Here is a 21328-nt window from a genome sequence, read left to right on the forward strand (position 1 = left end):
ATAGATAACCGCACGAATTAATAAAAATCCCTCAGAAATCGGACTTAATAAGCGTTAATATGCCCGCGCTTATAATAAATACGGTTACTAAGGATCCACATGAAAGCAAATTTGCGCGCTTTACCATTACTGATTGGGGCCGGCCTGCTTGCAGGTATGGCGTCTTTCGCCGCTAACGCGGAAATCACCGTCCTGAAGCAGGACCCGCAGGCCGGTAACCCGCTGAGCCGCCTCAACTTCACCGTGGGCGGCAGTATTCGTCCGCAGTTTAATATGATGTCCGGCGACGGCGATAAAGGCTCTTACAAACGTAACGGCTTTGACGGCGGCACCCGTTTCCGCTTTGCGGCTGATTATTATCTGTTCGATGATATTAGCTGGATAAGCTATTACGAGCTGGGCGTGAATATTCCGGCGGTATTTGAGTGGGACAACCACTATGCAGACGGCGCGAACAATACTACTCGCCGTATGCTGTACACCGGCCTGAAAAGCAAAACCTGGGGTCAGCTGACCTACGGCCAGCAGAACAGCGTTTACTATGACGTGGTTGGCGCCAAAACCGATATCTGGGACTACGACATGATCGGTCAGGCTCCGGGTAACGGCATCAACGGCGACTACGACGGCTCTTACCGTTCCCGTAACATGCTGAAGTATAAAAACACCTTCGGCGATGCGGACGTTTACGCTTCTTACCTGTTTGAAGATAACGACATCCGTGCCACCACCGGCATGCGCTACAAGCGTAAAGGCGGCGGCTCTCTGGGCGTGGATTACCACATCACCAAAGACCTGACCTGGGGCACCGCATGGAACTACACCCGTGCCGATATGCGTAACCCTAACGACGGCGATAGCAAGTCTTACAACCAGAACATCTACGGAACCGCGCTGAGCTGGAAACCGGACAACTGGACGTTCAGCTTCGGCGGCGGCTGGTACCAGAACTTCCTGACCACCAAGCTGAAAGACGTCAACAACTACTTCTCCGGCGACGCGTGGGGCATCGAATACTTTGCCGGTTACACCATCCCGGTGGGTCAGTACGCGCTGAAATCCGTACAGCCATACTTCATGGGTGACCGTCTGCAATACGTGACCGGCCGCAGCTACCAGCGCATCGACAACGGTGTGGGCGTGAGCTTCAAGCTGGATTACGGCTTCCAGGTGGACTACGAGCACGTCTTCACCTCCAGCACCGACAACCTGGGCGACATGAACCTGGTTCGTCTGCGCTACGATTTCTAATCGTGCCTCTGGCGGGTGGCAGCACTGCTGCCCGCCTCATTTAGCGTTTCCTGCCTTATTTTTTTACCTATTCAGAAACGGGTATGCATGTTCTGGCATTGAAGGCCTTGCGCCACTGTGTGGGCGTGGTTTTAAATCGCAGCCGGAAGTGATGCCGGAGCGTTTCCGCTGAGCCAAATCCAGACTGTTCTGCAACCTGATCAATGCTGAGTCTCTCGCTTTCCAGCAGTGCACAAGCCTTTTCCAGCCGGAGGCTGAGCATCCACTCACCCGGCGTGGTCCCGGTGGCATCTTTGAACCTGCGGATAAAGGTCCGGCGGCTCATGCCCGTTTGCCTGGCTAGCTGCTCAATCACCATGGGCGTATTGAGATGATGACGCAGATCGTCCAGCAAGGGCGCCAGGCTTTTGCTGCGGCGTTTAGGGACGGGCTGCTGGACCCACTGTGCCTGGCTGCCTTCCCGTAGCGGGGGCGTAATCATGCGTCGTGCAGTCCGGTTGGCGATTTCAATCCCGTAATCACGGCGGATAAGATGCAGGCAAAGATCGACTCCGGCGGCGCCGCCTGCGGAGGTGATCAGACTGCCCTCATCGACATAGATCATGCTGTGTTCCACCTGCACCGCAGGGAACCTGTTCGCGAGGATCTCCGTGCTGTTCCAGTGGGCGGTGGCCCGCTTGCCGTCCAGTAATCCTGTTTCGCAGAGAATAAAGCTGCCAGCGCAAATCGACACTATGCGGGAACCCTTTTGATGGGCGCGTTGTAAGGCGGCAATCAGCGGCTCCGGGGCCGGTTCAAAAACATTTCGCCAGCCGGGAATGACAATTGTCCCGGCATCCTCGAGCAGCTCCAGTCCTCCGTCCACGACTAAACGTACGCCGCCCTGGGCGTCAAAGACGCCCTTTTCTAACGACGCGACGCGCAAATCATAGAGAGGCTGCCCAAGCACTTCATCCACGCGACCAAAAGCTTCGACGGCAATCCCGAACTCAAAGGTGCAGAGACACTGATAGGCCAGCACAACCAGCCGTCGATTTTTCGGTGTAAAAGCGCGGTCTTGATCTGAATAGGTGACTGGCATGGTCGTTCTGTCTCTAAAAATGGCACGATCTTGACGATAACTGACCTGGGCGTCGATTTCTACTCCACCCCGAATCTTTCATGCTGGCACCTTCTTAACGTTTTGCAGGAAATCAGTATGAAAAACCTATTAGCGCTGATGGCGGTCTGTTTGGCCGCGTTAATGTCGGGCCTGGAAATATCCAGCGTCCCGGTTATTTTGCCGGTGCTGGAAAAGCAGATGCAGGCCAATTTTCGCGAACTGCAGTGGATTATGAACGCTTATACCCTCTCCTGTACGGCGGTGCTGATGGCCACGGGAACATTGGCAGATAAATATGGCCGCAAGCGTATTTTTATTATCAGCATTATTGGGTTTGGCCTGACGTCGGTTCTCTGTGGCCTGGCCCGGACGCCGGAATGGCTTATTGTAGGGCGTTTTTTGCAGGGACTGAGCGGCGGGGCGATGTTAACCAGCCTGATTGCCATCCTGTCGGTCCAGTTTCCGGAGGGAAAAGCGCGCAGCAGGGCGTTTTCCGCCTGGGGGATCACATTTGGTTTTGGGCTGGGCTTTGGCCCCATCATTGGCGGTGTGCTGGAGGCGTGGTTTAGCTGGCAATGGGTATTTCTGGTCCACGGCATTATTGCGCTGCTCACCCTGGCTCTGACCCTGAAAAATGTTATCGAGTCGCGGGAAAACACCACGAAACCGCTGGATGTCGCGGGCCTGGTGACGTTGAGCATAGGAGTGGTGGGGGCGACCTGGCTCATCACTCAGGGCGGGAATATCGGGTGGACCAGCCGTGAAGCCCAGTTAACCTTGCTGGGCACTTTTATCAGCCTGGGGCTGTTCGTCATAATTGAGCTACGCCACCCGCATCCTATGTTTGATTTCTCAGTCTTTCGGATCAGACCTTTCTCCGGTGCGCTGATGGGGTCCGTGGGGATGAATTTCAGCTTCTGGCCGCTGATGATTTATCTGCCGGTTTATTACCAGATAGGGAAGGGCTACAGCATTATGGAGACTGGTATGGCGCTGCTGGCCTACACCCTGCCCACATTGTTAATGCCGCCAGTCGGAGAGAAGCTTGTGCTGCGCTTTGGTGCCGCGCGCCTCATCCCGCTGGGGCTGCTTACTATCGGCCTGGGATTTGTCCTGATGAGACTAGCCGTCATCTATCAGGTCAGTTTGCTACCCGGCGCGATACTTTCGGGGATGGCGCTGGGGTTAATCAATACCCCGGTCACCAACACCACCACGAGTTCCGTCGCCGCTAACCGCGTGGGCATGGCTTCCGGGATTGATATCAGTTCGCGCTTAATTACCCTCGCCATCAATATTGCCTTAATGGGGAGTCTCCTGGTGGCGGGGATAGCCGAAAGTTTACAGAGCCATATCGACAGCGTGAGCGAAAGGTATGCCCTGGCAGAACAAATAGCTGGCGGGACCAGAGGCTCGCTCAGTAGCGATCTCATTATTCAGGCGCTGAATGCCGGTTTTTCTGGCGTGCTGGCCTACGGCGCAGTAGGGGTGGGCTGTTTGTCGCTGGCGAGTTATTTGCTGTTCAATTTTAAAACAAACGTTAAGCGCAAACGGGCGGCATCCTGCACTGATTAAGTTCATCCCAGGCAAAGCGGGTTTTCCGCTTTGCTTTTTTGTTATTCGCAAAAGCCCGTTTTATGCCCGCCGCGCCTTCTCCCGCGCGCAAGATGAAATATTTTCAATTACCCCTGTTAGCGGAATGTGCCATCTTATTCTGTCCAGTTGGATCAACGACTTAGTAAGCGGCCCGTGAAAGAGGCTCGCCTCAGGACACCACACATCATTCTGTAAGGGAGAATACCCATGGGAAATCGTTTCGGCTGGCGCGTGGCGACCGGCGCTTTACTTCTGGCCAGCGGCCTGCAGTTTGCTCAGGCCAACAGCGACCCGCACACCATCGTCTTCGGCGTGGCGCCGGGGCCTTACGGCGACATGGTCAAACAGGCCATCGCCCCGTCGTTAAAAGAGAAAGGCTATAAAGTCGTGGTGCGCGAGTTCAGCGACTACGTGCAGCCAAACATGGCGCTGGCGAACGGCAGCATCGACGCCAACCTGTTCCAGCACTCGCTGTACTTCGACAAATTCACCGCCGACAAAAACCTCAAGCTGGCGAAGCTGATCGCCGTGCCAACCGCCGGGATGGGCATTTACTCCCATAAAGTCAAAAGCCTGGACGAGCTGAAGAAAGGCGACATTGTCACCCTGTCTAACGACCCGACCAACCTCGCCCGTGGGCTGCGCTTCCTGCAGTCGATGGAGCTTATCACCATCAAAGAGAACATTGACCCGACCAAAGCCTCTGAGCGCGACATCGCCACCAACCCGAAAGGCCTGGTGTTTAAATCTCTGGAAGCCGCGCAGCTGCCTCGCACGCTGGACAGCGCCAGCGCCGCGCTGGTCAACGGTAACTTTGCCATTGCCGCCGGGCTAAAACTCTCTTCCGCGCTCAAACAGGAACACCTGGACGAGAACCTCAAAAACATCATCGCGGTGCGTGCCGAAGATGCGGATAAACCGTTCGCCAAAGACATCGTGGAGACCGTGAAGTCCCCGGCCTACGAAAAAGCGATCGACGATCCGCAGAATATTTTCAACGCCTTCCAGAAACCGGACTGGATGGTTGCCGCCGATAAAAAGTAACCAGAGCAAAGCGGGCAGGCGGGATGCCTGCTCTTTATCGCTGATTTGAGGTTGTCATGATTAAGATTGAAAAGGTCTGCGTGGACTTCCCCACGGGCCGGAACCAGACCAGCCGGGCGGTGAACGATGTTTCGCTGCACATTGGGGCCGGTGAGATTTTTGGCATTGTTGGCACCAGCGGTGCCGGGAAAAGTACCTTATTACGCACTCTGAACGCGCTCCAGCGCCCAAGTGAGGGTAGCGTAAAAATCGGTGGAACCGAGATCACCGCGCTGCAGGGCGCCGAGCTACGTAAAGCGCGCCAGCGCATCGGCATGATTTTCCAGCACTTCAATTTGATGCACACCCGGACTGTCAGACAGAACGTGGCTTTCAGCCTCAAAGCTGCGGGCTGGGAACGCAGTAAAATCGGCCCACGCGTGGATGAAATTCTTGAGCTGGTGGGCCTGGCCGACAAAGCCAACCGCTACCCGGTGCAGCTGAGCGGCGGGCAGAAACAGCGCGTGGGCATTGCGCGAGCCATCGCTAACCATCCGGATGTTTTGCTCTGTGATGAACCGACTTCTGCTCTGGATCTTGAAACTTCAGCCACCATTCTGGCGCTGCTGAAAAAGATCAACCAGCAGATGGGGATCACCATCGTGCTGATCACCCACGAGATGAACGTGATCAAAACGATTTGCGACCGCGTGGCGGTGATGTCCGGCGGCGAAGTGGTGGAATCCGGAGAGGTGTTCGATATCTTCGCGCATCCGCAGCATGAATTTACCCGCCAGCTGGTGTCCCACACGCTGAACCTCACGCTGCCGGTGCGCCTGCTGGACAACATGCGCGGCGCGCTGCTGAAAATCATGTTCGTTGGCGACTCGGCCGAACAGCCGGTGCTCTCCTTCGCGGCGGTGAAGTTCGGGGTCGGCGTGAACATCCTGCACGGCAAAATCGAGTACATCAGCGACCGGGCGCTGGGCATTCTGGTGGTGGCGATTACCGCCCCCGGCAACCCGGCTGCGGTGGGCGATGCCATCGATCATATTCGGAAAAATACGGCCTGTGTGGAGGTGCTGAATGGATGATTTAGTCGCGGACCTGACGATTGCCTTTGGCGAAACCTTCCAGATGCTGGGCATTTCCACGCTGCTGGCGATTATCGGCGGCCTGCCGCTGGGCTTTTTGATCTTCGTTACCGACCGGAATTTGTTCTGGCAGAACCGCGCGCTGAACATCTTCAGCTCGGTGGTGGTTAACATCGTGCGCTCGGTGCCGTTCGTCATTCTGCTGGTGCTGTTGTTGCCGCTGACGCAGTTCCTGCTCGGCAACACCATCGGGCCGATTGCGGCTTCCGTGCCGCTGTCGGTGGCGGCAATTGCGTTTTATGCCCGCCTGGTGGACGGCGCGCTGCGGGAAGTGGACAAAGGCATTATTGAAGCCGCGGAGGCCTTTGGCGCCAGCCCGATGCGCATCATCTGCACCGTGCTGTTGCCGGAAGCCAGCGCCGGTTTGCTGCGTGGGTTAACGATAACCCTGGTCAGCCTGATCGGTTACTCGGCGATGGCGGGGATTGTCGGCGGCGGCGGCGTGGGCGACCTCGCGATCCGCTTCGGCTATTACCGCTACGAAACCCAGGTCATGGTGGTCACGGTTGTGGCGCTGATTGTGCTGGTGCAGATCGTGCAAATGTTTGGCGACTATCTCGCCAAACGCGCGGATAAGCGCGACAGGCATTAATCTTCTTTCTGGCCGGGCGTCTGTTCGGCCTGTTTTCTTCCTGATAAGCCCCCAATCTGCAATTCCCCCAAGCGTTTCATTATTCCTGCGAGCCGCCTCGAAGTTTGCCAATCTGCCTGGTTTTTCATCTGGGTTACTGTGCAACCATCCAGTATGATCGGAGGGATGAGCAAGAGATAAACCCGGTCAAAGCCGGAAAAAGAAGCGCCCCCGAATGGTGGTGGAACACCAGACGAGGGCTGACCACAACCGTTATACGAGGTAACAGCTATGGCTAACGCTGATAGTAACACACAGGCTCGCCCTGAAATCACCCCACACGACCCGGCATTTGCGGGCGATATCGCAACCCTGCTAGAAAAGCCGCAGGGCGCAGCGATGGATCTCTTCCAGGTGCTGGATATCTGCGAGCAGTACGCCGAACATTTACTTGAAAACAAAAATCAAACGGAACGCATGGCGCTCTGCGGCCGCCTGCTCGCCGGGCTGGAAGTCTTAAAAAGCACGCTCAAAGCCCCGCTGCCGGACCACCTGATAGAGAAGCTGACGCTCAAAGAGAGCGAAGCCCGCATCTGCTATAACCCGCTAGCCACCGACTCCGAACCGCTCCGCGAATACTGCACGGCATTAACCATCGTCCTGCTGAATCAGCAAGAGTCCCCCGAGCAAAGGCAGCAGATGACCGGGCTGCTGTATGAGCTGATCACCGTGCTGGCGGAAGATTTGAAAGCCCCGAGGTTTGTTCGCGCGTTGGATGGTGGTTTGGAGATGATTCCGGGCGGGGTTTTGAATTTGGTTCATTGATTTAAAGTTGGTATTAAATTGCCGCCTTCCCCCTGGTGGGGGGAGGGCTGTTTTGAGCGAAAAGCGGAAGTTCGGAATTAATATTTAAATCAGAGTGTCTTGAGTTATAGGGAGTAGATCACTTTAACTGGCTCTAAGGTTAATCAATATTTCAGTTTTACCTGCACATTGCAAAAATAGATATTTAATTCAATGAGTTATGTGGCGAGTTAGGCTATTTTATCTTTACCTGTCTTTTCTGTTGTATCTCCTATCTTCAGTTTGTACATTCATGCAGACAAACTAAGGAGAATTGCCATGATTTACACTGAACGCCTTGAATTGATCCATAAAAGTGGTGATGTGCTTTACCCTGTAAAGGTAACCAGAAAATCATCGGGAAAAACCGCATTCCACCTTGTACCATTCGGCCTGGATAAGACTGATGACCTCGTCGAGGTGGAGGACTATTCAGAAGCAATTCGTTTGGTGATTGATGAACATCATTCCATTCGCTGCAGCACGCTTACAGCCACTATTACGGACAAAAAGGGCAAGCGGATTAAGCGAACAGGTATATACAATATCAATGGTATTAGCATAAAAAAATACAACGTCAGATAATGGCCCAAAGCCGCCTGTAATGAACTGCGTACCAGATATCGACAGGCAGATTTTAGCGAGGAGCAGACCATGTTAGTGCACGGGGAGTTGGTCAATACTTATCTATATGAGCTTGAACGAAGGGGGGCAGACAACTGTTTATGACACTTCATCCTATGCTGTTAAAATAGCATTTATCCTCGTTATGAGATGCTTAATGACGATCAACACTGATAAGGAGTTCAGATGTCTATTTGGCAGCCAAAGAACCATGAAAATAGCCTTAAATTGCTACTGAAAAATGTTCCTGATTGTAATTGGGCACCTTGTATCGAGATGGCGGTAGGTGGTTTAACCGAAGTCGCTTTTTCACGCAATTATAACCACTTGCTCCTGATAATTTCCTCTTCCGGAAGAGGGGTGCTTGATTGCCTGAGTGGCGAAGTTATTGCCAGAGATTATGAAGAGTATGGAAACTGGTACGACTCAGTTGGCCTTACATGTGAAGGTATAGGACCACTGAGTGGTGAGATTCTTTCCATTGCTGGTCTGTGTGGTGGTGGCTTACCAATGTATAATCGGTATGATGAGGCACTAGAGCGAGTATCCCCAGAGTGGCCTTTGGAAATGTTAATCTGGTGTCCACCGGGTAAGAGTGCATTAATTGCCTCCCATAGAGAAGGGTGTCTCAGGCTTGCAAATGATTACTTTCGCTGTGTTGGTTTCTCATGGGATGGTGAGTTAATTATATCGGCAACAAGCAGTGATATTACGGTCTGGAAAAGGCAGGGTTGATTAATCTGGTTGCTACATAATGCTATACATCAAAGCAGAGCATGTTTTACAATTCCTGGTGCCACAGCGGTTCAAAATGACTCACGATAATCTGCAAACAGTTTAGGCTATAAACAAGGTGGGTATAGATTAATTTAGAAATCAAAAAACCTTTGAAATATGAATTATTGTCAAATGAAGTGAGCGGTGTTTTCTATATTTAAGATGAAATATAGAATTTAAGATGTATTAGGGTGGTATAAAACATGCCCGATTGTTTGCTACACAATAGGCATCGCAACGTCCGCTTCTGGCACTAAGCAGACAGAAATAATTACCCCAATTCCCCCACCCACCACCAGCCCCCAAATCTCACAGTTGCCCTTTCTCAAGCGATTGGCTAGTATCGGGCCAGCTTCTCGTAAGTCGTAAACGTTAACGTTATCCAACGTACATATTCTCCCCTGCATTCGGGGTAATTGTACTTGGGTAATATCATGGCACTTTTTACATCCCCCGTTATTGCGTACCGCGAGCCCCACGTTCTGGGCTTTATCCTCTATTTCATTGTCGGCCTGGTCGACGGCGCGATTGTGCCGTTTTTCCCGCTGTGGGCGCAGCAGTCTGCCGCTATCCCGGTGGAGTTTATTGGCCTGCTGTTCGGCTGCTATGCCGGGGGCGAACTGCTGGCCGCGCCGTTTATCGGCGGCATTGCCGATCGCGTGGGCAGAAGGCCCGTTTTGATTATTTCGGCGACCGGCGTCGGGGCGGGCTTTATCGCGCTGTTTTTTGCGCATGGCGTCTTTGCCGCCGCCGCAGTGTTGATCGTTATCGGCCTGTTTGAGTCGGTGCTGCATCCGACCATTTACACCATTGTGGCGGACGCCACGCCCGAGGCGGAGCATCGCCGCCAGTTCAGCATCATGCGCGTTTGTTCCGGCGCGGGCGCGATTGCCGGGCCGCTGCTGGGCACGGTGCTGGTGCAGGAGGGGCTGGGTTACGTTTTTCTGGCCGGAGGTTCGGTGATGGTTGCGGGCGGTCTGATGCTGGCGATTTGCCTGTCGGAAACGCGTTCGTTAGCCGCTGATGCGGAAGATGAGGGCGATGAAGAAGGGTTTAGCGCGCTGCTGCCCGCGTTCCGGGATAGTCGCCTGGCCGTGCTGCTAATGTGGGTGCTGCTGTTGGGCGTGGCCGGGAGCTGGGTGGAGGCCGTCATGCCGCTGTATGCCAGCAATCAGATGGGAATGAGTGCCGCCAGTATCGGCTATCTGTTCGCGTTTGGCGCGGGGATTAACACGGTCGGTCAGCTCGCCTTAACGAAGCTGTTTGCCCGACGCTCGCCGTTGTTTATCACCCTCAGCGCAGGCTCCTCGCTTATCACCGCCTTTGTTTTGCTGCTGGCTTATCCTCACGTCGTGACGCTGGTAATGGCGGTCTGCCTCTATTCGCTGTCCCAGATGATGACCGGCCCGCTGATCCCGACGGCGGTGAACAAGTTAGCCCCGGCGCGGTTACGCGCGACATATATGGCCGCGCTTTCGGTGGTGAGCGATTTGCAGGGATCGGTGGGGCCGGCTACCGGCACGGCACTGTTCGCGCTTTCGTTTACGCTGCCGTGGGCGGTGGGCATTCCTCTGGTCTTGCTGGCGGTAACCGGGTTGGGGCTTGCGCTCTCGGCAGGGGATAAATCGGCTAACCGTTAATGCTGCGTAGCCAGGACTCGACCTGCTGGTAATCCCCCCGGAAGACAATCTGGTCGGCCTTCTGGCTGAGCTGATAGCGGTACATCGGGTCGTAATACTCTTTCAGCAGCGGCGACAGCCAGGCCAGATGGCCTTCGCAGGAGCCGGTTTTCCGCTGGGTGAGCAGCGCCTCGTCCAGCCTGGCGGTGAACTGCTGGAAGCGTTCCATGCCCAGGCGGCGGCGGATGGCGAACAGGCCGTGGTGCAGATATTCGGCGTAATCGCGCCACGCGCTTTCTTCATCGCTGACGGATAAAAATGCCTCGATCATCTGCTCGAAGTATTCGTTTTTGAGGCGCTCCAGCCGCAGTTCGAACGGATCGTCGATCGCCACAATGCGCGAGCGCAGCATCTGTTCCCTGAAGGCTTCGGGGATATGGCGGGAGCCAATCATCCGGCCTTCATCTTCCACAACCAGCGTTTTGGGCCCGGTCGGGCTGATTTTGAGCAGGGTGACGGCGAGGTTGTTTTCGAAGCTGGCCTGAGAAGGCTGCGCCACAATCGTGCGGCCAAACGACGAGCCGCGATGGTGCGCCAGGCCTTCAAGGTCAACGCCCGTCGGCTGCGAGCGGATAAGGATGGTTTTGCCGCAGCCGGTGTTGCCGCTGACGATAATCATCGGCCACTGCGAACGGGTGTCGATTACCTGCATGGCATGCTGGCGCAGGGCTTTGTAGCCGCCGGTGACCAGCGGGTATTCGAGGCCGTTTTCCCGTAGCCAGTGCTGTACGATGTGGCTACGCATCCCGCCCCGGGCGCAGCATAAATAGCCTTCAGGCTGCCGGCGGCAGCTCTCCAGCCAGCGTTCGACCCGGCTGGCTTTTCGCTCGCCGCTGACCAGCCGGTGCCCCAGTTCGACGGCGGCCTGCTGGCCCTGCTGCTTATAGCATGTCCCGACCTGCGCGCGTTCATCGTCGAGCATCAGCGGTAAGTTATGGGCAGCGGGCATCGCTCCCTGAGCGAACTCTACCGGGGCGCGAACGTCTATCAGCGGAATGTCGTTGAGCAGCAGGCGGTCGTAGTCCTGCGCGTTAGGGCGTTTTTCCATGGCATAACCTTAGTCTGAAGCGGCGTAACGTGGGGGATTGTGCGCTTCTGGTCGGGCAAAGGAAAGGGAAAGGGGGAAATTGGTCTGACCCTCTAAAAACAAAAGGAGGGTCAGACGCGACGCGGTTTTACTTCACCAGCTTGCTCTGCGCCCAGGCAATACCGCTGGCGTATTCCACCGGCAGCAGGGGAACCAGGGCTTCCAGCGAGGCGCTCAGGCGGCCGGTATCGCTGTCGTTCAGGTTGAGATGACCGACTTTGCGGCCCGGACGAACTTCTTTGTCGTACCAGTGCAGGTGCACCAGCGGCAGCTTCAGCCAGGCATAGTTCAGGTCGGTGCCGATCAGGTTCACCATCACCGACGGCGCATTCACCACAGGCTGCGGCAGCGGTAAATCCACGATGGCGCGCAGGTGCAGTTCGAACTGGTTGATGGAGGCGCCATTTTGCGTCCAGTGCCCGCTGTTGTGCACGCGCGGAGCCAGCTCGTTGATCAGCAGGCCGGCTGGCGTGACGAAGCACTCCATCGCCATCACGCCGACGTAGCCCAGCTCGTGCATGATGGCGGTGAGCATGGTTTCGGCCTGGCGCTGCTGTTCGGCATTGGCCTGCGGGAAGGCAACGCTGGTGCGCAGAATGCCGTCCTGATGCAGGTTGTGGGTCAGCGGATAGAACACCGTGCTGCCGTCATGGCCGCGCGCGCCCACCAGAGAAACTTCGCCGGAGAAGTTAATGCCCTGCTCGACGATGCATTCGCCGTAGCACTCTTCCGGCAGCTGGTCGGTTTCGTCGGCACGTAAGCGCCACTGGCCCCGGCCGTCATAGCCGCCGACGCGGCGCTTCACTATCGCCAGAGAGCCGAGCTGGCTGAACACGGCCTGCCATTCGTGGCTGCCGGAGAGCAATTGCCACGGCGCGGTGGCCAGGCCGAGCTTATCGAACAGCTGCTTTTGCGTCAGGCGGTCGGCGATGATCGGGAAGATATCGCGGTTAACGAAGGCGTTGTGACGCGCCAGTTCGCGGGTCAGCGCGGTTTCCGGCCAGCGCTCAATCTCGGCGGTGATCACGCTTTGAGCGAACGGCACGGCTTCCGGCTCGGCGTCCAGCCCGACAGGGTAAACGGCGATGCCCAGCGGCTCACCGGCCTGGCGGAGCATGCGCCCCAGTTGGCCGTTACCTAAGACACAGACGCGCTTCATGCTTCGCTCCGTGGGTCCGGGTTGTCCAGCACTTCGTCGGTCTGGGTCTGACGCCAGGTTGCCAGGCGCTGGCTCAGGTCTGCGTCATGCAGGGCCAGAATCTGCGCGGCCAGCAGGGCGGCGTTGGCGGCCCCGGCTTTACCGATGGCCAGCGTTCCGACCGGAATGCCGCGCGGCATCTGGACGATAGAATAAAGGCTGTCCACGCCGCTAAGGGCGGCGCTTTGGACCGGCACACCCAGCACCGGGACCAGGGTTTTTGCGGCCAGCATGCCCGGCAGATGAGCAGCGCCACCGGCTCCGGCAATGATCACCTGGTAGCCATTGGCTTCGGCCTGTTCGGCAAAGCTGAACAGTTTATCCGGCGTGCGGTGGGCGGAGACGACTTCGACATGGTGAGGGACATTCAGGGCGGTAAGGATTTCAGCGGCGAACTGCATGGTGGCCCAGTCACTTTTGGAACCCATAACAATGGCGATACGCGCCGGGGTGTGCTCAGAAGACATGCGTCTCAAAACTCCTGTGGGTGTGCAGACATCATCGGGCGTCGGGCGCCCGCTCAGAAGGGCTCAGAGAATAGCACGAACTTCGGGCAAGGAAAACGGTTGCGTGGTTAGCAAATCGGCAAAAAAGCGGGCTTTGTTATCAGAAAGGAAAGTGGATCAGCTCGACGTTTTCCGCCGTCACTTTGATCATCGACCCTGCTTCATGCCATGCGCCTAATACGCAGCGGAAAGCGGGTTGCCCGTTGGCGGTTAGCTCATGGATTGCCGGGCGGTGAGTGTGCCCGTGAATCAGCCATTGAACATTGTGGCGGGTGAGGGTGTCGACCACGGCCTGCGGATTAACGTCCATGATGGCCATAGACTTGCTGCTGTTGGCGGCCTTGCTACCGGCGCGCATCCGGGCGGCAATGCGTTTGCGTATAAACAGAGGGAAGGCAAGAAACAGCGCCTGAAGCCACGGCTGGTGAACCTTGCGGCGAAACGCCTGATAGCCTTCGTCGTCGGTACACAGCGTGTCGCCGTGCATGATCAGCACTTTGCGGCCATACAGGTCGAGCAGCTTTTCTTCGGGTAGCAGCGTCATACCGCTGGCTCTGGCAAAGCGTTTGCCGAGCAGGAAGTCGCGGTTGCCGTGAATGAAGTAGCAGGGCACGCCTGAATCAACCAGCGCTTTGATCGCGGTGGCGATTTGCTGGTGCAGCGGTTCCGGGTCGTCATCGCCAATCCACGCTTCGAACAGGTCACCGAGGATGTAAAGCGCATCCGCCTGGCGGGCTTCACCGGCCAAAAAACGCAGAAAACCGGCGGTGATCGCCGGTTCTTCTGAGCAGAGGTGTAAATCTGCAATAAACAGCGTCGACATTATTCGCTTACGGTTACGCTTTCGATAATAACGTCTTCTTTCGGTACATCCTGGTGCATACCGCTGCGGCCGGTGGAAACGCCTTTGATTTTCTCAACCACGTCCATACCTTCAACCACTTCTGCGAACACGCAGTAGCCCCATCCCTGCAGGCTTTCGCCGCTGAAGTTCAGGAAGTCGTTGTCGGCCACGTTGATGAAGAACTGTGCGGTGGCAGAGTGCGGAGCCTGGGTACGAGCCATTGCCAGCGTACCACGGGTGTTTTTCAGGCCGTTATTCGCTTCGTTCTGAATGGTGTCTTTAGTCGCTTTCTGCTTCATACCCGGTTCGAAACCGCCGCCCTGGATCATAAAGCCGTTGATCACACGGTGGAAAATGGTGTTGTTGTAGAAGCCTTCGCGGCAGTAGTCCAGGAAGTTTTTAACGGTAACAGGCGCTTTATCATCAAAAGTTTTGATGACGATATCGCCGTGATTAGTGTGAAAAGTAACCATGCTTGCATCCTATGAGTGTCAGAGAGTACGGCGGCAAACGGTGCCGTCGTACCAGCACGCTGTTATAGCATAACGCTACATCATAGTCAGTAATGCAAAGCAGACTGCCGCCGGGGAAAATTATCGGGTAAGATACCAGGGAGTATTCTTCCACACGCTTACATGGAATCCCCTGATGTTAAAAATATTTAATACCCTGACTCGCCAAAAAGAGGAATTCAAACCTATTCATGCCGGAAAGGTAGGCATGTACGTGTGTGGTATCACCGTTTACGATCTCTGTCACATCGGCCATGGCCGTACTTTTGTTGCGTTTGACGTGGTGGCGCGCTATCTGCGTTCCCTGGGCTATGAGCTGAACTACGTGCGTAACATCACCGACATTGACGATAAAATCATTAAGCGTGCCCATGAAAATGGCGAAGATTTTGTGGCGCTGGTCGATCGCATGGTCGTGGAAATGCACAAAGATTTCGACGCGCTGAACATTTCACGCCCGAACAGCGAGCCGCGTGCGACCCAACATATCCCGGAAATCATCGAAATTGTTGAACAGCTGCTGGCCCGCGATCACGCCTATGTGGCTGAGAACGGCGACGTGATGTTCTCGGTGGTCACCGACCCGAATTACGGCCTGTTGTCTCGCCAGGATCTGGATCAGCTCCAGGCCGGGGCGCGCGTTGACGTGGTTGACGTGAAGCGCAACCCGATGGACTTCGTGCTGTGGAAAATGTCCAAGCCGGGCGAACCAGCATGGACTTCTCCGTGGGGCGAAGGCCGCCCGGGCTGGCATATCGAATGTTCCGCCATGAACTGCAAAGAGCTGGGCAACCACTTTGACATTCACGGTGGCGGCTCCGATCTGATGTTCCCGCACCACGAGAACGAAATCGCGCAGTCTACCTGTGCCCACGACGGCGAGTACGTCAACACCTGGATGCACTCCGGGATGGTGATGGTTGACCGTGAGAAGATGTCCAAATCGCTGGGCAACTTCTTCACCGTGCGTGACGTGCTGAAGTATTACGACGCGGAAACCGTGCGTTACTTCCTGATGTCCGGCCACTACCGCAGCCAGCTCAACTACAGCGAAGAGAACCTGAAACAGGCTCGCTCGGCGCTGGAGCGTCTTTACACCTCGCTGCGCGGGACGGACAGCAGCGTGGCGCCAGCCGGGGGAGAAGCCTTCGAAGCCCGCTTCCGCGAAGCGATGGACGACGACTTCAACACCCCTGAAGCCTATTCCGTGCTGTTTGATATGGCCCGTGAAGTGAACCGCCTGAAAACGGAAGATCTTGCGGCGGCCAACGGACTGGCGGCGGCGCTGCGTAAGCTCTCCGCAATTCTGGGCCTGCTGGAGCAGGATCCGGAGCAGTTCCTGCAGGGCGGCGCGCAGGCGGACGACGGCGAAGTGGCGGAGATCGAAGCGCTGATCAAGCAGCGTAACGATGCACGTCAGTCGAAAGACTGGGCGCTGGCGGACCAGGCGCGCGATCGTCTGAACGAGATGGGCATTGTGCTGGAAGACGGCGCGGCCGGAACGACCTGGCGTCGTAAGTAAGATTCAGAACGTGAAAAAGCGGCTCAATGAGCCGCTTTTTTTATGGCTGGCCGCTGTGGCGCGGCCTTATTGGCAGGTGCTTTATTCTGGGGCTGAGGTGCGAATCAGGTAATCAAACGCGCTCAGGGAAGCTTTCGCGCCTTCGCCGGTGGCGATGATGATCTGTTTGTAAGGCACGGTGGTGCAGTCGCCCGCGGCAAACACGCCTTTTACGGTGGTTTCGCATTTCGCGTCGATGATGATTTCACCCATGCGGTTGCGCTCCACGCTGCCTTCCAGCCAGGTGGTGTTCGGCAGCAGGCCGATTTGCACGAAGATGCCGGCCAGGGCAACGTCATGCACGCTTTCGGTCACGCGGTCTTTATACTGCAGGCCGGTCACTTTGCTGCCGTCGCCTTTCACTTCCAGCGTCTGGGCGTTCAGCACGATGTCGACGTTTTTCAGGCTGCGCACTTTGTTTTGCAGAACCTGGTCGGCCTTCATTTCTGGGGCAAATTCCAGCAGGGTGACGTGCTCGACGATGCCCGCCAGGTCAATGGCCGCTTCCACGCCGGAGTTCCCGCCGCCGATCACCGCCACGCGCTTGCCTTTAAACAGCGGGCCGTCGCAGTGCGGGCAGTAGGTCACGCCTTTGGTGCGGTACTGATCTTCGCCCGGCACGTTCATGTTGCGCCATTTGGCGCCGGTGGCCACGATAATACTGCGCGCTTTCAGGGTTGCGCCGGACGCGGTTTGAATCTGATGCAGGCCGCCTTCGGTTTTGGCCGGGATCAGCTTGCTGGCGCTTTGGGTGTCGATCACGTCTACGTCGTAGTCGTCCACGTGGGCTTTCAGCGCGCCCGCCAGCTTCTGGCCTTCGGTTTTTGGTACGGAAATGTAGTTTTCGATATCTACGGTATCCAGCACCTGGCCGCCGAAGCGTTCGCCCATCAGGCCGGTACGGATGCCCTTACGCGCCGCATACACCGCCGCCGCCGCGCCCGCAGGGCCGCTGCCGACGATCAGCACGTCATAAGCTTCACGCTGGTTCAGCGCTTGTGCCGCACGTTTTTCTGCGCCGGTGTCAATTTTGCCCACGATTTCAGCCAACGTCATGCGGCCCTGGCCAAACTCTTTGCCGTTAAGATATACGGCAGGCACGCCCATCACGTTGCGTGCCTGAATTTCATTCTGGTAAACGCCGCCGTCGATAGCGGTGTGGGTGATGCGCGGGTTCAGCACGCTCATCAGGTTCAGCGCCTGCACAACGTCCGGGCAGTTGTGGCAGGAGAGGGAATAATAGGTTTCAAAGTGGAAGTCGCCGTCGATCTCACGGATTTGCGCCAGCAGATCCTGAGACTCTTTGGACGGATGACCGCCGACCTGGAGCAAGGCCAGCACCAGGGAAGTGAATTCGTGACCCAGCGGGGAGCCGGCAAAGCGCGGGCCCTGGTTTGAGCCTGGGTTAGTGATTAAAAACGACGGTTTGCGCACCGGCAGGTCGTTATTAATGCTGAAAGAAACTTTGTCAGATAACTCAGCTATTTCTGCCAGCAGTTCTTTTACTTCAGATGATTTCGCGCCGTCGTCCAGCGTGGCAATCAACTCAACAGGTTTCGTTAGTTTCTCAAGATAGGCTTTGAGCTGGGTTTTCATTGTTGTGTCGAGCATGGTCAGTCTCCCTGGTGGCGAGAAAAAAACGGCTACCAAAAGGCGTAGCCGTAAAATAAAAGAGGGTAACGCGGGTAAAACTTAGATTTTGCCGACCAGGTCCAGAGATGGAGCCAGAGTCGCTTCGCCTTCTTTCCATTTAGCCGGGCAAACTTCGCCTGGGTGAGAAGCTACGTACTGGGCAGCTTTCACTTTGCGCAGCAGGTCAGAAGCGTCACGGCCAATGCCTTCGGCGGTCACTTCGATAGCCTGGATGATGCCCTGTGGGTCAACAACGAAGGTTGCACGGTCTGCCAGACCTTCGTCTTCACGCATGTTTTCGAAGTTACGGGTCAGCGCACCGGTTGGGTCGCCGATCATCGCGTATTTGATTTTAGCGATGGTTTCAGAGCTGCCGTGCCACGCTTTGTGGGTGAAGTGGGTGTCGGTAGAGACGGAATACACGTCTACGCCCAGCTTCTGCAGTTCTTCGTAATGGTCAGCCACGTCGCCCAGTTCGGTCGGGCAAACGAAAGTAAAGTCAGCCGGGTAGAAGAAGAAAACGCTCCAGCGGCCTTCGGTATCTTTTTCCGTGACTTCAACGAATTCGCCGTTTTTAAAAGCCTGGTTTTTGAATGGTTTGATTTTGGTATTAATTAAAGACATCTAAACTTCCTCCGTTTTGCGATGGGAGAAAGGTACCGAATTTTAGCCCGGGGCTCTAATGGGTAGGTTTTATTGAATCAAGAGGTAATACCTAACAGCGTTTTCTGCGGGCATAAAAAAGGCCACCCGTTGCGAGGGTGGCCGGTGTTGCGCGTTACAATTCCACTTTAAAAAATTATAACAGCGGCGAAATTACAGCATTTTAGCGCCAAAAAGGTCAATTCCCCGGTCCGTTGTAGTAGCGATGGTTGTAATAGCTGGAAACTATTAAAGGCCGTTAGTCCTAAAATGCACCTCAGTTGCTGAAAACCCGACGTCGTGCGCAAAGTAATGTCAGGTGAATTGCAGCCATGTGACAGTGAGGTTAAATTACCGGCTGTTATTTTTCTGCATGAAAAATCGCGCCGGGCTGCGCGATGACTGAGGTACTGGCGTTGTCCGAATTGCTTTCTTTGGTGCTGTTTTTGGCGGCTATTGCCGTGTATGCGGTAAAAGCCGGTCGAAATATCTGGTGGCTGACGATCATCCTGCTGATGCTCGGCCTGTTTATCGTGCTCAACGTGACCCTGCTTGCCAGTAACTATTTTACCGGCGAGGGCATTAACGACGCGGTGCTCTACACGCTCACCAGCAGCATGACCGGCGCAGGCGTCGGCAAATACATTCTGCCCGGGCTGGGGCTTGCCGTCGGGTTGATTGCCATATTTGGCGGTCTGACCTGGATTTTACGCCGAAAGAACCATCCTCATCATTTGGGCTACAGCGCCCTGGCGCTGTTTCTGGCCCTGTTCTCGATAAAAACAACGCCCGCTTATCAGCAGGTGGTGTCGCTGATTAAGTCCCAGACCCGTACCGGCACGTCTGACTTTGCCGACTGGTATAAAGTGCCGGAAGGCACCATTAAGCAGCCGAAGCTGAACCTCGTCTATATCTACGGCGAAAGCCTGGAGCGCACCTATTTTGATGAGCAGGCGTTTCCTGACTTAGCGCCCGAGCTGAACGCCCTGAAAAGCCAGGCGATAGATTTCAGCCACACCAGCCAGATGGCGGGCATGGATTACACCATCGCGGGTATTGTGGCCTCGCAGTGCGGTGTCCCGCTGTTTGCCCCGTTTGAGGGAAACTCTTCGGCGTCGATGTCGAGCTTCTTCCCGAAGAACATCTGCCTCGGCGATATTCTTAAGGCATCGGGCTATCAAAACTACTTTATTCAGGGCGCGGACCTGCGCTTTGCCGGCAAAGACATTTTCCTGCAGTCCCACGGCTTCGAGCATATGTACGGCGCGCAGGAGCTGAAGGGGATGGTGGCCGACCCGAATTACAAGAATAACTGGGGCTTTTACGATGATACGGTGCTGGACGAAGCTTATGACAAGTTTATCGAGCTTTCTAAGGCCGGGAAGCGCTTCTCGCTGTTTACGCTGACGGTCGACACCCATCACCCGGACGGCTTTATTTCGCGCACCTGTAACCGCCGCAGCTACAGCTACGATGGCAAAGAAAACCGCTCTTTTAGCGCCGTCTCCTGTAGCCAGGAGCATATCGCGGCGCTAATAGACAAAATCAAAGCCTCGCCTTATTTCCGTAATACGGTGATCGTGGTTTCTTCCGATCATCTGGCGATGAACAACACGGCGTATAAATACCTGACCAAGCAGGACAGGCAGAACCTGTTCTTTGTGATTCGCGGCGACAAACCGCAGGCGGAAATAAAAGCCGTGAAGCGCAACACGATGGATAACGGCGCCACGGTGCTGGATATTCTCGGCGGCGGGAACTACATCGGCCTGGGGCGCAGCAGCCTGTCCGGCGAGTCGCTGTCGATGGTCTTTACCAACCTGAAAGAGAAGGTCACCGAGTGGAAGCCGGACGTGATCGATTTGTGGAACTTCCCGAAAACCATCAGCCGCTACAGCATCGACCAGAAGAAAAACACGTTCAGCTACTCCGGCGCGCACTTCAAGCTGCCGCTGCTGCTGAAGATCGGTAAAGGTAAAATTGAGCCGCTGCCGGAAAGTGAATATTCCGCGCCATTGCGCTATCAGCTGGCTGATTTTAAAAGTGACGATAGGTTTATCTGGGCCGACCGCTGCTACAAAATGGCGCGCCTGTGGGAGCCACAGCTCGCGCTTTCTACCGGGCTCTGTGTGGCTCAGGGGCAGCTGGGCGGCGAGCCAACGGTAAGGCGGGTGGACAAGCCGCTGGACGAGTACAACGTGCAGTTTGACGGGCAAACGCAGAGTAACGAGCGTTTTAAAAACAACGTTGCCTTGCTGAAGGCGGATGAAAACAGCATTCGCTACCAGGCGGACAGCTTCATCTTCAACGTGGCCGGGGCGCCGCAAAGCGTGAAGCAGTTCAGCGGCATTTCGCGCCCGGAAGCCTGGGGCCGCTGGTCAAACGCCAACATGGCTCCGGCTGTGACGATTGAGTATCAGGATCCGCTGCCGGCAACGTTCGATCTGGTGCTGATGGCGAAAGCCTTCGGCCCGAACGTCGGCGAGCCGATTTCGGTGAAGGTCGGTGATGAAGAGCAGACCATCACCTTTGGCGACCAGCTCTCTACCGTCACGCTGCGCTTTGATAACCCTGAAGGCAGCAAGGTGCTGACCATTGAGCCACCGAAGCCGCAGCTGTCCAACGAGGGCAATATTCTGGGGCACGATCCGCGCAAGCTTGGCGTGGGGCTAGCTGAGCTGAAAATTGTGCCGGTGAGCGGCTAACCCGCTCCCGGAAGGGAACGG

The 21328-nt window shown here is 55.9% G+C and carries 19 protein-coding genes; 11 read left to right on the plus strand and 8 right to left on the minus strand.

Translation table 11 applies throughout. The features are described from left to right. The first annotated feature begins 99 nt into the window (after positions 1-99). Positions 100-1251: a porin gene (locus HX778_RS00295; RefSeq protein WP_176981025.1), complete on the plus strand. Its 1152-nt coding sequence runs from the start codon at positions 100-102 to the stop codon at positions 1249-1251. A 67-nt stretch (positions 1252-1318) separates the two neighbouring features. On the opposite strand, the gene HX778_RS00300 is transcribed toward HX778_RS00295, so the two are convergent. Beyond that, positions 1319-2332 carry a helix-turn-helix domain-containing protein gene (locus HX778_RS00300; RefSeq protein WP_176981026.1) on the minus strand — a complete coding sequence of 338 codons (1014 nt, stop codon included), beginning with the start codon at positions 2330-2332 and terminating at the stop codon, positions 1319-1321. Positions 2333-2449: 117 nt separating this feature from the next. Between HX778_RS00300 and HX778_RS00305 the strand changes: the two genes are divergently transcribed. From HX778_RS00305 to HX778_RS00340, 8 genes are all read left to right on the plus strand, one after another. Then, positions 2450-3928, plus strand: coding sequence for an MFS transporter (locus tag HX778_RS00305; RefSeq protein WP_176981027.1), 1479 nt, complete (start codon positions 2450-2452; stop codon positions 3926-3928). 228 nt (positions 3929-4156) lie between these two features. Then, a complete protein-coding gene (locus HX778_RS00310) occupies positions 4157-4993 on the plus strand; it encodes a MetQ/NlpA family ABC transporter substrate-binding protein (protein WP_038480278.1) in 837 nt (278 codons plus the stop codon). A gap of 56 nt (positions 4994-5049) precedes the next feature. Then, a complete protein-coding gene (gene sfbB, locus HX778_RS00315) occupies positions 5050-6066 on the plus strand; it encodes a virulence-associated ABC transporter ATP-binding protein SfbB (protein WP_176981028.1) in 1017 nt (338 codons plus the stop codon). After that, positions 6059-6718, plus strand: coding sequence for a methionine ABC transporter permease (locus HX778_RS00320; RefSeq protein ID WP_038480284.1), 660 nt, complete (start codon positions 6059-6061; stop codon positions 6716-6718). Before sfbB ends, HX778_RS00320 begins: the two co-directional genes overlap by 8 nt. 270 nt (positions 6719-6988) lie before the next feature. Next, on the plus strand, positions 6989-7522 hold the full coding sequence (locus HX778_RS00325) for a hypothetical protein (RefSeq protein WP_176981029.1): 534 nt from the start codon (positions 6989-6991) through the stop codon (positions 7520-7522). A gap of 297 nt (positions 7523-7819) precedes the next feature. Then, positions 7820-8125 (plus strand): transposase, encoded by a 306-nt coding sequence (locus HX778_RS00330; protein ID WP_255483285.1) that lies wholly within the window; start codon positions 7820-7822, stop codon positions 8123-8125. Between the two features lie 225 nt (positions 8126-8350). Continuing rightward, on the plus strand, positions 8351-8899 hold the full coding sequence (locus HX778_RS00335; protein ID WP_176981031.1) for a hypothetical protein: 549 nt from the start codon (positions 8351-8353) through the stop codon (positions 8897-8899). Positions 8900-9375: 476 nt separating this feature from the next. Beyond that, positions 9376-10581, plus strand: coding sequence for an MFS transporter (locus HX778_RS00340; protein ID WP_176981032.1), 1206 nt, complete (start codon positions 9376-9378; stop codon positions 10579-10581). On the opposite strand, the gene mnmH is transcribed toward HX778_RS00340, so the two are convergent. The 5 genes from mnmH to ppiB all read right to left on the minus strand — a co-directional run bounded on the left by mnmH (position 10571) and on the right by ppiB (position 14728). Next, a complete protein-coding gene (gene mnmH / locus HX778_RS00345) occupies positions 10571-11668 on the minus strand; it encodes a tRNA 2-selenouridine(34) synthase MnmH (protein WP_176981033.1) in 1098 nt (365 codons plus the stop codon). The two genes, HX778_RS00340 and mnmH, sit on opposite strands and share 11 nt — an antisense overlap. A 127-nt stretch (positions 11669-11795) precedes the next feature. Next, entirely contained in the window at positions 11796-12866 is a 1071-nt protein-coding gene (purK, locus tag HX778_RS00350) for a 5-(carboxyamino)imidazole ribonucleotide synthase (protein ID WP_176981034.1), read from the minus strand. After that, positions 12863-13372 (minus strand): 5-(carboxyamino)imidazole ribonucleotide mutase, encoded by a 510-nt coding sequence (purE, locus tag HX778_RS00355; protein ID WP_038480306.1) that lies wholly within the window; start codon positions 13370-13372, stop codon positions 12863-12865. The genes purK and purE overlap by 4 nt, the downstream gene beginning before the upstream one ends. 139 nt (positions 13373-13511) lie before the next feature. Then, positions 13512-14234 carry a UDP-2,3-diacylglucosamine diphosphatase gene (lpxH, locus tag HX778_RS00360; RefSeq protein ID WP_176981035.1) on the minus strand — a complete coding sequence of 241 codons (723 nt, stop codon included), beginning with the start codon at positions 14232-14234 and terminating at the stop codon, positions 13512-13514. Beyond that, complete coding sequence (gene ppiB, locus HX778_RS00365) at positions 14234-14728, minus strand: peptidylprolyl isomerase B (protein ID WP_038480312.1); 495 nt, start codon at positions 14726-14728, stop codon at positions 14234-14236. Before ppiB ends, lpxH begins: the two co-directional genes overlap by 1 nt. 175 nt (positions 14729-14903) lie before the next feature. On the opposite strand from ppiB, the gene cysS reads away from it, so the two are divergent. Continuing rightward, complete coding sequence (gene cysS / locus HX778_RS00370) at positions 14904-16289, plus strand: cysteine--tRNA ligase (RefSeq protein ID WP_176981036.1); 1386 nt, start codon at positions 14904-14906, stop codon at positions 16287-16289. Between the two features lie 81 nt (positions 16290-16370). Here cysS and ahpF read toward each other — a convergent pair whose 3' ends face one another. After that, entirely contained in the window at positions 16371-17939 is a 1569-nt protein-coding gene (ahpF, locus tag HX778_RS00375; RefSeq protein ID WP_176981037.1) for an alkyl hydroperoxide reductase subunit F, read from the minus strand. An 81-nt stretch (positions 17940-18020) separates the two neighbouring features. After that, on the minus strand, positions 18021-18584 hold the full coding sequence (ahpC, locus tag HX778_RS00380) for an alkyl hydroperoxide reductase subunit C (protein ID WP_008460202.1): 564 nt from the start codon (positions 18582-18584) through the stop codon (positions 18021-18023). 434 nt (positions 18585-19018) lie between these two features. Between ahpC and opgB the strand changes: the two genes are divergently transcribed. Continuing rightward, the gene (gene opgB / locus HX778_RS00385) at positions 19019-21307 is read left to right on the plus strand and encodes a phosphatidylglycerol--membrane-oligosaccharide glycerophosphotransferase (protein WP_176981050.1); all 2289 of its coding nucleotides are present in this window, start codon (positions 19019-19021) and stop codon (positions 21305-21307) included. The last annotated feature ends 21 nt before the right edge of the window (positions 21308-21328 follow it).

This window comes from Cedecea sp. P7760, assembly GCF_013386425.1.
Taxonomy (GTDB): Bacteria; Pseudomonadota; Gammaproteobacteria; order Enterobacterales; family Enterobacteriaceae; genus Cedecea; species Cedecea selenatireducens.